This is a genomic window from Pseudomonas sp. AC169 (assembly GCF_979258515.1).
The window spans coordinates 4764097-4776461 of sequence record NZ_OZ409866.1; the positions used below are offsets into that span (position 1 = coordinate 4764097).

The 12365-nt window shown below is 59.6% G+C and carries 9 protein-coding genes; 7 read left to right on the forward strand and 2 right to left on the reverse strand.

What is annotated here, in order from left to right; all coding sequences use genetic code 11:
- Positions 1-102 precede the first annotated feature (102 nt).
- The 6 genes from ACZZ0G_RS21410 to prpD all read left to right on the forward strand — a co-directional run bounded on the left by ACZZ0G_RS21410 (position 103) and on the right by prpD (position 8972).
- Entirely contained in the window at positions 103-825 is a 723-nt protein-coding gene (locus ACZZ0G_RS21410) for a GntR family transcriptional regulator (RefSeq protein ID WP_463558872.1), read from the forward strand.
- Positions 822-1712, forward strand: coding sequence for a methylisocitrate lyase (gene prpB, locus ACZZ0G_RS21415; protein ID WP_034152882.1), 891 nt, complete (start codon positions 822-824; stop codon positions 1710-1712). Before ACZZ0G_RS21410 ends, prpB begins: the two co-directional genes overlap by 4 nt.
- Before the next feature lie 142 nt (positions 1713-1854).
- On the forward strand, positions 1855-2982 hold the full coding sequence (gene prpC / locus ACZZ0G_RS21420; RefSeq protein ID WP_463557429.1) for a bifunctional 2-methylcitrate synthase/citrate synthase: 1128 nt from the start codon (positions 1855-1857) through the stop codon (positions 2980-2982).
- Positions 2983-3158: 176 nt separating this feature from the next.
- Positions 3159-5753 (forward strand): Fe/S-dependent 2-methylisocitrate dehydratase AcnD, encoded by a 2595-nt coding sequence (gene acnD / locus ACZZ0G_RS21425; RefSeq protein WP_463557430.1) that lies wholly within the window; start codon positions 3159-3161, stop codon positions 5751-5753.
- A 54-nt stretch (positions 5754-5807) separates the two neighbouring features.
- On the forward strand, positions 5808-6998 hold the full coding sequence (gene prpF, locus ACZZ0G_RS21430; protein ID WP_463557431.1) for a 2-methylaconitate cis-trans isomerase PrpF: 1191 nt from the start codon (positions 5808-5810) through the stop codon (positions 6996-6998).
- Positions 6999-7487: 489 nt separating this feature from the next.
- Positions 7488-8972 carry a 2-methylcitrate dehydratase gene (gene prpD, locus ACZZ0G_RS21435; RefSeq protein ID WP_463557432.1) on the forward strand — a complete coding sequence of 495 codons (1485 nt, stop codon included), beginning with the start codon at positions 7488-7490 and terminating at the stop codon, positions 8970-8972.
- Here the strand turns inward: prpD and ACZZ0G_RS21440 are convergent.
- Entirely contained in the window at positions 8965-9870 is a 906-nt protein-coding gene (locus ACZZ0G_RS21440; protein ID WP_463558873.1) for a DMT family transporter, read from the reverse strand. The two genes, prpD and ACZZ0G_RS21440, sit on opposite strands and share 8 nt — an antisense overlap.
- A 116-nt stretch (positions 9871-9986) precedes the next feature.
- Here ACZZ0G_RS21440 and ACZZ0G_RS21445 point away from each other — a divergent pair, with 116 nt between their 5' ends.
- Complete coding sequence (locus ACZZ0G_RS21445; RefSeq protein ID WP_463557433.1) at positions 9987-11396, forward strand: aminotransferase-like domain-containing protein; 1410 nt, start codon at positions 9987-9989, stop codon at positions 11394-11396.
- 114 nt (positions 11397-11510) lie between these two features.
- On the opposite strand, the gene ppsR is transcribed toward ACZZ0G_RS21445, so the two are convergent.
- Positions 11511-12329: a posphoenolpyruvate synthetase regulatory kinase/phosphorylase PpsR gene (ppsR, locus tag ACZZ0G_RS21450; protein ID WP_122605888.1), complete on the reverse strand. Its 819-nt coding sequence runs from the start codon at positions 12327-12329 to the stop codon at positions 11511-11513.
- Positions 12330-12365: the final 36 nt, after the last annotated feature.

The window sequence follows — 12365 nt, forward strand, 5'->3', positions numbered from 1 at the left end:
GCGTTATTAGACGATTGTCGACAATGTCTATTTATCCTTTGACTGATGCGGGTGAATTGGCTAGTTTTTGCCGCATTGGATTTAAAGGTGTCGACAATCATGCTGGATCAACTCGATCCCCCGGTCATCCACGGCGACGATTCCGAAACGCTTTCGGAAAACGTTTTCCGGCGCATTCAGGCGGCCATCGTCAAAGGCGAGATCGCCCCGGGCAGCAAGATCTCCGAGCCTGAGCTGGCGCGTACCTACGGCATCAGCCGTGGGCCGTTGCGCGAGGCGATCCATCGGCTGGAAGGCCAGCGCCTGCTGGTGCGCGTGCCGCACGTCGGCGCGCGGGTGGTCTCGCTCAATCATGCCGAGCTGATCGAACTCTATGAAATCCGCGAATCCCTCGAAGGCATGGCCTGCCGTCTGGCGGCCGAGCGCATGAGCGTCGAAGAAATCGACGAGCTGCGCCGGGTGCTGGAAACCCACGAACGCGACGCTGCCTTTCAGGCTGGCGTTGGCTATTACCAGCAGGAAGGCGATTTCGACTTCCACTACCGGATCATCCAAGGCAGCGGCAACCGTACGCTGACGCAGATGCTCTGCGGCGAGTTGTACCAACTGGTGCGCATGTACCGCATCCAGTTCTCCACCACGCCGAACCGTCCACGCCAGGCCTTTGCCGAACACCACCGGATTCTCGATGCCATCGCCGACCGTGACGGCGAACTCGCGGAATTGTTGATGCGCCGTCACATCGGCGCCTCGAAACGCAACATTGCCCGTCACTACCAGGACGGCGCCCACAATAAGACAGCCACTGAACGAGGTGAGTCATGAGTTCCAAGCACAGCACTCCAGGCCAGCGTTTCCGCGATGCGGTCGCCAGCGAGCATCCATTGCAGGTGGTCGGCGCGATCAATGCCAACCATGCGCTGCTGGCCAAGCGCGCCGGTTTCAAGGCGATCTACCTGTCCGGTGGCGGGGTGGCCGCAGGCTCGCTCGGCGTGCCGGACCTGGGCATCACCGGTCTGGATGACGTGCTGACCGACGTGCGCCGCATCACCGACGTTTGCGATCTGCCGCTGCTGGTCGACGTCGACACCGGTTTCGGCTCCTCGGCGTTCAACGTCGCGCGCACGGTCAAGTCGATGATCAAGTTCGGCGCGGCGGCGATCCACATTGAGGATCAGGTTGGCGCCAAGCGTTGCGGCCACCGTCCTAATAAAGAGATCGTCAGCCAGCAGGAAATGGTCGACCGCATCAAAGCCGCCGTCGATGCTCGCACCGATGACAGCTTCGTGATCATGGCGCGCACCGATGCGCTGGCGGTGGAAGGACTGGAATCGGCACTCGATCGCGCAGCCGCGTGCATCGAGGCTGGCGCTGACATGATTTTCCCGGAAGCCATCACTGAGCTGGAGATGTACAAGCTGTTCGCCAACCGCGTGAAAGCGCCGATTCTGGCCAACATCACCGAGTTCGGCGCAACGCCTCTGTACACCACCGAGCAACTGGCCGGCGCCGACGTCTCGCTGGTGCTCTATCCGCTGTCGGCGTTCCGCGCGATGAACAAGGCTGCGGAAAACGTTTACACCGCGATCCGTCGCGACGGCACGCAGCAGAATGTCATCGACACCATGCAGACTCGCATGGAGCTCTACGATCGCATCGATTACCACACGTTCGAGCAGAAGCTTGATGCGTTGTTTGCCGCGAAGAAATAAAGATCAAAAGATCGCAGCCTGCGGCAGCTCCTACATGAACCGCATTCCCTGTAGGAGCTGACGAGTGCAACGAGGCTGCGATCTTTTGCGAACAACACCGTAATTGCAGATTCCCTAACAAATTCAAGAATTGGAGACAGCAATGGCCGAAGCAAAAGTACTCAGTGGCGCCGGGCTCCGTGGCCAGGTTGCCGGGCAAACCGCACTGTCCACCGTGGGCCAGGCCGGTGCCGGGCTGACCTATCGCGGCTACGACGTACGCGAACTGGCAGCCGATGCACAATTTGAAGAAGTCGCGTACCTGCTGCTCTACGGCGAGCTGCCGACTCAAGCGCAACTCGACGAATACCAAGGCAAGCTGAGCAAGCTGCGTGACCTGCCGCAAGCGCTGAAAGAAGTGCTCGAACGCATCCCCGCCGACGCCCACCCGATGGACGTGATGCGCACCGGTTGCTCGTTCCTCGGCAACATTGAGCCGGAGAAAGACTTCTCCGAGCAGCGCGACAAGACTGACCGTTTGCTCGCCGCGTTCCCGGCGATCATGTGCTACTGGTATCGCTTCAGCCACGACGGCAAACGCATCAATTGCGTCAGCGACGAGCCGACCATCGGCGGCCACTTCCTGCACCTGCTACACGACAAGAAGCCAAGCGAACTGCACGTCAAAGTGATGAACGTGTCGCTGATCCTCTACGCCGAGCACGAATTCAACGCTTCGACTTTCACCGCGCGGGTTTGCGCCTCGACCCTGTCCGACCTGTATTCCTGCGTGACTGCAGCCATCGGTTCGCTGCGCGGCCCGTTGCACGGCGGCGCCAACGAAGCGGCAATGGAAATGATCGAGCGCTTCTCGTCGCCGGAGGACGCGATCAAAGGCACCCTCGGCATGCTTGAGCGCAAGGACAAGATCATGGGCTTCGGCCACGCGATCTATAAGGACAGCGACCCGCGCAACGAAGTGATCAAAGGCTGGGCGAAAAAGCTCGCCGATGAAGTCGGTGACAAGGTGCTGTTCCCGGTTTCCGAAGCCATCGACAAGACCATGTGGGAGCAGAAGAAACTCTTCCCCAACGCCGATTTCTACCATGCCTCGGCGTACCACTTCATGGGCATCCCGACCAAGCTGTTCACGCCGATCTTCGTTTGCTCGCGCCTGACTGGCTGGGCTGCGCACGTGTTCGAACAGCGCGCCAACAACCGCATCATCCGTCCAAGCGCCGAGTACGTCGGCGTCGAACAGCGCAAGTTCGTGCCAATCGAACGTCGCTGAAATGGTGAGTGCCAACTCCTGAGCGCAAACCCTGTAGGAGCTGCCGAAGGCTGCGATCTGTTGATCTTGATCTTGAAAACAAAGATCAAAAGATCGCAGCCTTCGGCAGCTCCTACAGGGGGGATCGGCGAGAAGGCATCACCCTTTGCAACCACCGTGACCCGAGTCCTGACCCGATGAACACAGAATTCCGCAAAACCCTGCCCGGCAGCCCTCTGGATTATTTCGACGCCCGCGCGGCGGTCGAAGCGATTCAGCCCGGTAGCTACGACACTCTGCCGTACACCTCCCGCGTGCTGGCGGAAAACCTGGTGCGTCGCTGCGACCCGGCCACGCTAAAAGATTCGCTCAAGCAACTGATCGAACGCAAACGCGACCTCGACTTTCCGTGGTTCCCGGCGCGTGTGGTCTGCCATGACATTCTCGGTCAGACCGCGCTGGTCGACCTCGCTGGCCTGCGCGATGCAATCGCCCTGCAGGGCGGTGACCCGGCGCAAGTCAACCCGGTGGTGCCGACCCAACTGATCGTCGACCACTCGCTGGCGGTGGAAGCGGGCGGTTTCGACAAGCAGGCGTTCGAGAAAAACCGCGCCATCGAAGACCGTCGCAACGAAGACCGTTTTCACTTCATCAACTGGACCAAAAAGGCCTTCAAGAACGTTGATGTGATCCCGCCGGGCAACGGCATCATGCACCAGATCAACCTGGAGAAAATGTCTCCGGTGATCCAGGTGCGTGAAGGTGTGGCGTTCCCTGATACCTGCGTCGGCACCGACAGCCACACCCCGCACGTCGATGCCTTGGGCGTGATCGCCATCGGCGTCGGCGGCCTTGAAGCCGAGAGCGTGATGCTCGGTCGCGCGTCGTGGATGCGTCTGCCGGAAAGCGTTGGCGTCGAACTGACCGGCAAGCTGCAACCGGGCATCACCGCCACCGACATGGTGCTGGCGCTGACTGAATACCTGCGCAAACAGAAAGTCGTCGGCGCGTGGCTGGAGTTCTTCGGTGAAGGCGCAGCGGCGCTGACCCTCGGTGACCGCGCAACCATCTCCAACATGGCCCCGGAATACGGCGCCACGGCGGCGATGTTCTACATCGATCAGCAAACCATCGATTACCTGAAACTCACTGGCCGCGAAGATCAGCAAGTGCAGTTGGTCGAGCAATACGCAAAGCTCACCGGCCTCTGGGCCGACAGTCTGAAAGGCGCGCAATACGAGCGCGGCCTGACATTCGATCTGTCCTCGGTGGTACGCAACATGGCTGGCCCGAGCAACCCGCACGCTCGCGTTGCGGTGGCGGATCTGGCGGCCAAGGGCATCTCCGGCCAGTGGGATGACGTGCCTGGGCAAATGCCCGACGGCGCTGTGATCATCGCGGCCATCACCAGTTGCACCAACACCAGCAACCCGCGCAACGTCATCGCCGCCGGCCTGATCGCGCGCAACGCCAACAAGCTCGGTCTGACCCGAAAACCTTGGGTGAAATCCTCGCTGGCGCCGGGCTCGAAAACCGTGGCGCTGTACCTCGACGAAGCGGGGCTGACCACTGAGCTGGAACAGCTCGGTTTCGGCGTCGTCGCCTTCGCCTGCACCACCTGCAACGGCATGTCCGGCGCGCTCGATCCGGTGATCCAGCAAGAGATCATCGACCGCGATCTGTATGCCACCGCCGTGCTCTCGGGCAACCGCAACTTCGATGGCCGCATCCACCCGTACGCCAAGCAGGCATTCCTCGCTTCGCCGCCGCTGGTGGTCGCTTACGCCATCGCTGGCACCATCCGTTTCGATATCGAGAAGGACGTGTTGGGCGTGGTCGATGGCAAGGAGATTCGTCTCAAAGACATCTGGCCGAGCGACGAGGAAATCGATGCTGTAGTGAAATCTTCGGTCAAGCCTGAGCAGTTTCGTCAGGTCTACATTCCGATGTTCGCCGTCCACGAAGACACCGGCCCGAAGGTCACGCCGCTGTACGACTGGCGCGAGATGAGCACCTACATCCGCCGTCCGCCGTACTGGGAAGGCGCACTGGCCGGCGCCCGTCCGCTCAAAGGCATGCGCCCGCTGGCCGTGCTGCCGGACAACATCACCACCGATCACCTGTCGCCGTCCAACGCGATCATGCTCGACAGCGCCGCCGGTGAATATCTAGCGAAAATGGGCCTGCCGGAAGAGGATTTCAACTCCTACGCAACGCACCGTGGCGACCACCTGACCGCACAGCGTGCAACCTTCGCCAACCCGAAACTGTTCAATGAAATGGTCGTGGAAAACGGCAAGGTCAAACAGGGTTCGCTGGCCCGTGTCGAGCCGGAAGGCAAAGTAATGCGCATGTGGGAAGCCATCGAAACCTACATGGAACGCAAGCAGCCGCTGATCATCATCGCCGGCGCCGATTACGGTCAGGGTTCGTCCCGCGACTGGGCGGCGAAAGGCGTGCGGCTGGCCGGCGTCGAGGCGATCGCGGCTGAAGGTTTCGAGCGCATTCACCGCACCAACCTGGTGGGCATGGGCGTGTTGCCGCTGGAGTTCAAACCGGGCACCGACCGTCACACTCTGGCCATCGACGGCAGCGAAACCTACGACGTGATCGGCGAGCGCAAACCCCGCGCGGATCTGACGCTGGTGATCCATCGCAAGAACGGCGAGCGCGTTGATGTGCCGGTGACTTGCCGTCTGGATACCGCTGAAGAAGTGTCGATCTACGAAGCCGGCGGCGTGTTGCAGCGCTTCGCTCAGGACTTCCTGGAAGAGTCGGCGGTTGCCGTTTAAATCAACTGATGTGGGCAGGGGATTTTAAGTCCCGTGCCCTCGGTAAGGAGCATCATGGCTCACGCACCACAAATAAAGATCCCCGCCACCTACATGCGCGGCGGCACCAGCAAAGGCGTGTTCTTCAGCCTCAAGGATCTGCCCGAAGCGGCACAGATTCCCGGCCCGGTACGCGACGCTTTATTGCTGCGCGTAATCGGCAGTCCCGACCCTTACGACAAACAAATCGACGGCATGGGCGGCGCGACTTCGAGCACCAGCAAAACCGTGATCCTGTCGAAAAGCATCAAGGCCAATCACGACGTCGATTATCTGTTCGGTCAGGTCTCGATCGACAAGCCCTTTGTGGATTGGAGCGGCAACTGCGGCAACCTCTCGGCAGCGGTCGGATCGTTCGCCATCAGCAATGGCTTGGTCGACAGCAGCCGGATTCCGCACGACGGTGTTGCGGTAGTGCGCGTGTGGCAGGCCAACATCGGCAAAACGATTATTGCCCACGTGCCAATCACCAACGGCGAAGTGCAGGAAACCGGTGATTTCGAACTCGACGGGGTGACCTTTCCGGCCGCCGAAGTGCAAGTCGAATTCATGGACCCGGCGGCGGAAGAAGAGGGCGGCGGTGGTTCGATGTTCCCCACCGGCAACCTGATCGATGAGCTGGAAGTGCCGGGCGTCGGCACCTTCAAGGCGACCATGATCAACGCCGGCATCCCGACGATTTTCGTCAACGCCGCAGACATCGGTTACACCGGCACCGAACTGCAAAGCGCGATCAATAGTGATCCGCAAGCGTTGCAGATGTTTGAGACGATTCGCGCTTACGGCGCATTGCGCATGGGCTTGATTGCCAATCTCGATGAAGCAGCGAAACGGCAGCACACGCCGAAAGTCGCGTTTGTCGCCAAGCCTGCGAATTACGTGGCGTCCAGTGGCAAGGCGATTGGTGCCGGTGACGTGGATTTGCTCGTGCGCGCGTTGTCGATGGGCAAGTTGCACCACGCGATGATGGGCACGGCGGCGGTGGCGATTGGTACTGCGGCAGCGATTTCCGGCACTTTGGTAAACCTCGCCGCGGGTGGCGTTGAACGCAATGCCGTGCGCTTCGGGCATCCGTCCGGAACCCTGCGCGTTGGCGCTGAAGCCAGCCTGGAAAATGGCGAGTGGATCGTCAAAAAAGCCATCATGAGCCGTAGTGCGCGCGTGCTGATGGAAGGCTACGTCCGCATCCCCGGAGATTCTTTCTGACTAGCGAACCTTTTCCCTCACCCCAGCCCTCTCCCGGAGGGAGAGGGGGCCGACCAAGTGTCTGGGGTTGTCCATCGACCTGAAAGATCGAGTCGATTATGGATTCAGGGCGCCGACCGAGGTGTTTGGGGTTGTACATCGACCTGAAAGATTGAGGCGATTATGGATTTTAAGGGCCGACCGAGTTTTCTGGGGTTGTACATCGACCTGAGAGATTGAGGCGATTATGGATTTTGAGCGCCGACCGAGGTGTCTGGGATGTTCATCGATCTAATCGATCATGGATTCAATGGAGATCGCTCACGTCGGTGAACCTCTACAGCATCCCCCAATCGGTTCCCTCTCCCTCGGGAGAGGGCTAGGGTGAGGGGCCACCCACTGAAGAAACCCAAAACAAGCAGGCTCCCCAGACCTGCAATCAACCAGACCAACCCAGCCAAGCCCTGAGGAAGACCGCACCACTCATCATTCCCGCACAGGAGAACCGCAATGAGCGCCAACGTCGACCTGAACAACCGCCCCGACTACGACTCTGTCCTGCAGGACATCGCCGATTACGTCCTCACCTTCAAAGTCACCTCTGCCGAAGCCCTCGACACCGCCCGCAACTGCCTGATGGACACGCTGGGTTGCGGCCTGCTGGCGCTGCGCTTCCCCGAATGCACCAAACACCTCGGCCCGATCGTCGAAGGAACGGTGGTTCCTTATGGCGCGCGAGTTCCCGGCACCAGCTATCGCCTCGACCCGGTCAAAGCCGCGTGGGACATCGGCTGTATCGTCCGCTGGCTCGACTACAACGACACCTGGCTCGCCGCCGAGTGGGGCCATCCATCCGACAACCTCGGCGGCATTCTCGCGGTGGCCGATCATCTTTCGCAAAAACGCGTGGCCAACGCTGAAGCGCCGCTGACGATCCGCGATGTGCTCGAAGCGATGATCATGGCTCACGAGATCCAAGGCGTGATTGCCCTGGAAAACTCCTTCAACCGCGTAGGACTCGATCACGTCATCCTGGTGAAAGTCGCTTCCACCGCCGTAACCGCCAAGCTGATGGGCGCCAATCGTGAGCAGCTGTTGTCGGCGTTGTCCCACGCGTTCGCTGATGGCCAGGCCCTGCGCACCTATCGCCATGCACCGAACGCCGGTTCACGAAAATCCTGGGCGGCGGGGGATGCGTCGAGTCGTGGTGTGCGTTTGGCCGATATTGCCATGCGTGGCGAGATGGGCGTTCCCGGGGTTCTGACTGCAAGGCAGTGGGGCCTTTATGACGTGCTGTTCAGCCATACCAACAGCGATCTGGCGCTGAAACCGGAAGACAAACGCGCCTTCAGTTTCTCGCGGCCGTTCGGCAGTTATGTGATGGAAAACGTCCTGTTCAAGATCAGTTTTCCGGCCGAATTCCACGCGCAAACCGCCTGCGAAGCGGCGGTGACGTTGCACCCGCAAGTGCGCAATCGTCTGCATGAAATCGACCGCATCGTCATCACCACCCACGAATCGGCGATCCGCATCATTTCCAAAGTCGGGCCGCTGGCCAATGCGGCTGACCGCGACCACTGCATCCAGTACATGACCGCCGTGCCGCTGGCCTTCGGCAATTTGGTCGCCGAGCAGTACGAAGACGATTTCCACCGGGCGCATCCGATCATCGATGTGCTGCGCGAGAAAATGGTCATCGTCGAAGAACCGCGTTTCACCCGCGAATATCTGGAGGCCGACAAGCGCTCGATTGCCAACGCCGTGCAGGTGTTTTTCAAGGACGGCAGCAGTACTGAAAACGTCGTCGTGGAATATCCGATCGGGCACCGTCGTCGCCGTGCCGAGGGCATTCCATTGCTCGAAGAAAAATTCAAAGCCAACCTGGCCACACGTTTTACTGGCCAGCGCAGCGGCGAGATTTTCGCGTTGTGCAAGGACCCGGCGCAGCTTGAAGCCACCCCGGTCAACCGCTTTGTGGATCTGTTCGTTATCTGAACCACTTTTCCACAGGCAATTTGGTGATCGCAAAACCGCTCAACAGAATCGCCGAATAGATCATCAGCTCCCGGGACAGGGTTTGCCCCTCGTACCAGGCGCCGATGATCACGGCGAACACCGGGAAAATGATAAACACGAACGACAGGATGATCGGGCTCAAACGTTTAAGCAGCAAAAAGTAAACGATGAATCCGCCCACCGACGCCACCAGCCCGAGATACAGCAGGGCGCCCCATGAGCGCGTTGTGATGTCCTGAAACACCGGCGTCTCAACGCTCAACCCGACAATAAATAACATCGCTCCGGCAATGCCGATCGGCAATGTGTTGTAGGTGATCACGCTGATCGCGCTGCCATGTTTTTTCGTCACCACGTAACACAGCGCGTGCATCACCGCCGCGCACAATATCGCCAGCACGCCAAGCCATTCGGCCTGATCCAGATGCAGACCCTGACTGCGGATAATCATGAACAGACTGCCGAAACCAATCGCGATGCCGAGCATTTGTGACGGGTAGATTTTCTCGCGCAGGAACAGCGCGGAAAAGATCAGGATAAACACCGGCATGCAACTGAACAGCAGTGCAGTCAGACCGGACGAGACGTGCATTTCGCCGTAGTTGAGCAAGTAGTAGGGCAGGCTGAAATACGACAGCGTGACGAATACAAAAAACCAGCGACTTTGCCGGGGAAACAATAGCGGTTCCTTGCGCAACAACGCGAAACTCAGAAACAGCGGAAACGCGATGAGAAAGCGCAGTCCGGCAGCCGTCAAGGGCGGCACGCTTTCCACGGCAATCTTGATCCCCAGCCACGTCGTGCCCCAACTCAGGCAGACGATCAGAAACAAGGCGCTGGTGAGCAGCCCCGCGAGCCAGGGTTTGTTGAGGGGCATCGGTGGACTGACGGCGGTCGACATGATGTGCGTACTCCGAACGGTGGAATTGACCTGGTCGCGTAAACGGTCTATTTCTGATTGAACCTGTTTTCAGCACGCTATTCGGGGCGAGAATGACTGTCAAAGTAAGTATTGCCATGGTGTCAATCCTCCGCGACGGCCTCGCCAATGGCGTCGGCGTGAAGTACAAGCGTCTGGCGGATGCAGTCGCGCAAGCCATCGATGAGGGCGTCATCGATGCGGGATGCAAGTTACCGCCGCACCGTTTGCTGGCGGACAGCCTGGGGGTGACCATCGGCACTATCAGCCGTGCTTACGGTGAACTGGAGCGTGTCGGATTGGTGGTAGCTCGCGTAGGAGATGGCACCTACGTCTGTCAGCGCGGTATGGAGCGGCCGCAGGACAAAGGCTTTCGCAATGTCAGCGATGAGCCGTCAGCCTGCTTCGACATGAGCCGCAATCAGCCGATCCCCGCACAGGAAGCGGCATTCATGAGCCAGAGTCTGCAAGACCTGGCCAGCGATCCTCGGGTGTTGCAGCAGTTGACCGGGTACACCGCCGAAGGCGGTTTGGCCCGGCACCGGTTGGCCGGGGCGGTGTGGTTGCAGCATGCGGCGTTTGTTCCGCACGCCGATCAGGTGTTGTGCGTCAACGGCGGACAACATGGGCTGTTGTGCGCGTTGATGGGCTTGCTCAAGGCCGGCGATACCGTGGTCACCGAGCATTTGTCCTACCCGGGATTGATCGGCGTCGCACGTCAACTCGGGATAAAACTCATCGGCGCGGCGATGGATGACGAAGGACTTTTACCGTCGGCGCTGGAGGACATTTGTCGTCAGCATCGGGTTTCGGCTTTGTATTGCACGCCGACGATCCAGAATCCTACGGCCGCTGTGATGTCGATCCCACGGCGCGAGGCGATTGCCGACCTCTGTCGCCAGCACAATTTGCTGATTATCGAAGACGAAGCCCATGCCGTGCTGGACCGTCAACGCCCATTGCCGCTCAGTTATTTCGCACCGGAGCGTTCGGTGTTGATCGGCAGCCTGAGCAAGGCTGTTTCGGCGGGATTGCGTGTCGGTTATCTGCACGCGCCACAGGCGTTGATCGGGCGTTTGAGTGCCGCCATTCGCGCAACGTGCTGGATGGCCAATCCGTTATCGATGGAAGTGGCGAGCCTGTGGATCGAAAGCGGCATGGCCGAGCGTTTGCTGGACGAGCAGATCAGCGAGATCGCTCGGCGCAAGACCTTGGTGGCGCCTGTTCTGCAGGGTTTGAATTACAAGACTCACCCTTACAGCCCGCACTTCTGGGTGGAAGTGCCTGAGCTGTGGCGGGCGTCGCAGATTGCGGCGGAGTTGAAGGAAAACAATTATCTGGTAGCCACCGCCGAGGCGTTTGCGGTCGGGCATGCAGCGGTGCCGCAGTTTATTCGGGTAAGTGTGTGCAATGCGGTGGGGGATGATCGGTTGTTGCTGGCAGGTTTTGAAGCTCTGGCCAAGGCATTAACAGACACCGTGTAATCGTTCTTCGCGAGCAGGCTCGCTCTCACATTCGACCGCATTTCAACGGGATAAACGCGATCAAACTGTGGGAGCGAGCCTGCTCGCGAAAGCGTCAGCCCAGACACCACAAATCTACTTGAACCGCCGCTCCACACCTTTCTCCACCAGAATCTTCGCCGAAATCTCTTCCACGGAAAAATGCGTGGAGTTGATGTGCGGGATGTTCTCGCGGCGGAACAGATTCTCCACCTCACGCACTTCAAATTCGCACTGCGCGTAACTCGAATAACGGCTGTTGGGCTTGCGCTCGTTGCGGATCGCGGTGAGGCGGTCCGGGTCGATGGTCAGGCCGAACAGCTTGTGCTGATGGGCGCGCAGGGCAGTAGGCAGGGTCAGACGCTCCATGTCGTCTTCGGTCAGCGGATAGTTGGCCGCGCGGATGCCGAACTGCATGGCCATGTACAGACACGTCGGCGTTTTGCCGCATCGCGACACGCCCACTAGTATCAAATCGGCTTTGTCGTAATAGTGCGTGCGCGCGCCGTCGTCGTTGTCGAGGGCAAAGTTGACCGCCTCGATGCGCTCCATGTAATTGGAGTTGTGCCCTATCGAATGGGACTTGCCGACGGTGTAGGAAGAATGCTCGGTCAGTTCCTGCTCCAGCGGGGCGAGGAAGGTCGAGAAAATGTCGATCATGAAACCATTGGACGTTGCGAGAATCTCACGGATGTCCTGATTGACGATGGTGTCGAAGATGATCGGGCGGAAGCCGTCGGTTTCAGCGGCTTTGTTGATTTGTTGTACCATGGCCCGCGCTTTATCCACGCTATCGATGTACGGTCGCGTGAATTTGCTGAAGGTAATGTTTTCGAACTGCGCCAGAAGGCTTTGACCCAGGGTTTCGGCAGTGATGCCGGTGCCATCGGAGATGAAGAAAGCAGATCGTTTCATTTGCACCTTGGGCCTTAAGCTAGTGACGATTCTTGG

What these genes read in the sequence shown, in the direction of transcription:
- prpB (WP_034152882.1), top strand. Translation starts at nt 822, where the DNA reads ATGAGTTCCAAGCACAGCACTCCAGGCCAGCGTTTCCGCGATGCGGTC.
- prpC (WP_463557429.1), top strand. Translation starts at nt 1,855, where the DNA reads ATGGCCGAAGCAAAAGTACTCAGTGGCGCCGGGCTCCGTGGCCAGGTT.
- acnD (WP_463557430.1), top strand. Translation starts at nt 3,159, where the DNA reads ATGAACACAGAATTCCGCAAAACCCTGCCCGGCAGCCCTCTGGATTAT.
- prpF (WP_463557431.1), top strand. Translation starts at nt 5,808, where the DNA reads ATGGCTCACGCACCACAAATAAAGATCCCCGCCACCTACATGCGCGGC.
- prpD (WP_463557432.1), top strand. Translation starts at nt 7,488, where the DNA reads ATGAGCGCCAACGTCGACCTGAACAACCGCCCCGACTACGACTCTGTC.
- ACZZ0G_RS21440 (WP_463558873.1), bottom strand. Translation starts at nt 9,870, where the DNA reads ATGCCCCTCAACAAACCCTGGCTCGCGGGGCTGCTCACCAGCGCCTTG.
- ACZZ0G_RS21445 (WP_463557433.1), top strand. Translation starts at nt 9,987, where the DNA reads ATGACTGTCAAAGTAAGTATTGCCATGGTGTCAATCCTCCGCGACGGC.
- ppsR (WP_122605888.1), bottom strand. Translation starts at nt 12,329, where the DNA reads ATGAAACGATCTGCTTTCTTCATCTCCGATGGCACCGGCATCACTGCC.